General features: G+C 49.9%; 2 protein-coding genes. Both read left to right on the top strand.

What is annotated here, in order from left to right:
- Positions 1–532 (top strand): N-6 DNA methylase (locus tag Q8M85_RS08955; RefSeq protein WP_305543193.1); only part of this gene is annotated, 532 nt, incomplete at its 5' end.
- Positions 529–1,212 (top strand): restriction endonuclease subunit S (locus tag Q8M85_RS08950; protein ID WP_305543190.1); only part of this gene is annotated, 684 nt, incomplete at its 3' end. The genes Q8M85_RS08955 and Q8M85_RS08950, both read left to right, overlap by 4 nt.

Genomic DNA, 1,212 nt, shown 5'->3' with positions numbered 1-1,212 from the left:
ATCTTCCACAGCAACCGTCAACGCCAAGAATCAGGCACAACACCAATTGCGCAATGCATTCGATCCTTTCTTCTCAGCACTCCACGAAGGCTTGAAGCGTCTCGACAAGACCGTGCGCCAGCACGAAAAACAGCAAACCGAACAGGCGCTGCGGGAAGGCAAGCGCACCGCAACTGACCGCAGAACAAAAGCGCTCAAATCCGCACTGGAAGAACTGCATCAGGATGTGAAAAACGCCGAACTGTACTTTCAGCATATCCATTGGTTGCAAGAACGCTTTCCCAGCGCGCAATACGAAGACGTCACCGGCCTGTGCAAACTCGCCACGCCCGAGGAAATCAAAGAACAGGATTATTCGCTGAATCCGGGGCGTTATGTCGGTGTGGTGATTGAGGAGGATGGTAAGAGCGAGGAGGAGTTTATCGCGGAGTTGCTGGCGATGAATGATGAACTGGCTGAACTGAACAAAGGGGCGCGAAAACTGGAAGCGGTGATTGGCCAAAACATCCGGCAGGTGGCGGGCGAAGAATGAAAAGAGTTCCACTTGGCACTGCGCTAAATTTCTTCAATGGCAAGGCCGTGTTTGCTGAAGAAAGCGGCAAATATCCGGTTTATGGATCAAACGGAATCATAGGTTTTACAGCGAAACACAAATACGAGAACAGCATCATCATCGGGCGCGTTGGCGCATATTGCGGTTCTATCAACTATGAACGGGGAAAGTATTGGGCGAGTGACAATACAATTGTTGCGGACACCAAGCCCGAGTATTCAATCGAATTCTTGAGTTTCTTACTTGAGGCGCTTCCATTAAACAGTTTGGCTGGAGGTAGTGCACAGCCGCTTTTAAATCAAACAATCCTTTCCCGGATTGATGCATTAATACCAAATTTTGGAGAACAGAAGAAAATCGCGGCAATACTCTCGACGTATGACGAGCTGATCGAAAATAACCAGCGGCGCATCGCGCTGCTGGAAAAGATGGCCGAGGAAATCTACCGCGAATGGTTTGTACGGCTGCGCTTTCCCGGCCACGAGAAGGTGAAGATCATCAAAGGCGCGCCGGAAGGGTGGAAGTTAGTAAAACTGGAGCATGCATTTAAGTTTACTGGCGGTGGCACTCCTACAAAGGAAGTTAATCGTTATTGGGTTGGCGGAGATGTGAATTGGTTTACGCCCTCGGACATCACCGGTGCGAATGGCATTTTTCTG

This window comes from Tabrizicola sp. (genome assembly GCF_030694085.1).
In the GTDB taxonomy this organism is placed as follows: Bacteria; Pseudomonadota; Alphaproteobacteria; order Rhodobacterales; family Rhodobacteraceae; genus Tabrizicola.
The sequence above is the reverse complement of the archived record's forward strand: the minus strand, read 5'-3'. Positions and strand labels throughout refer to the sequence as shown.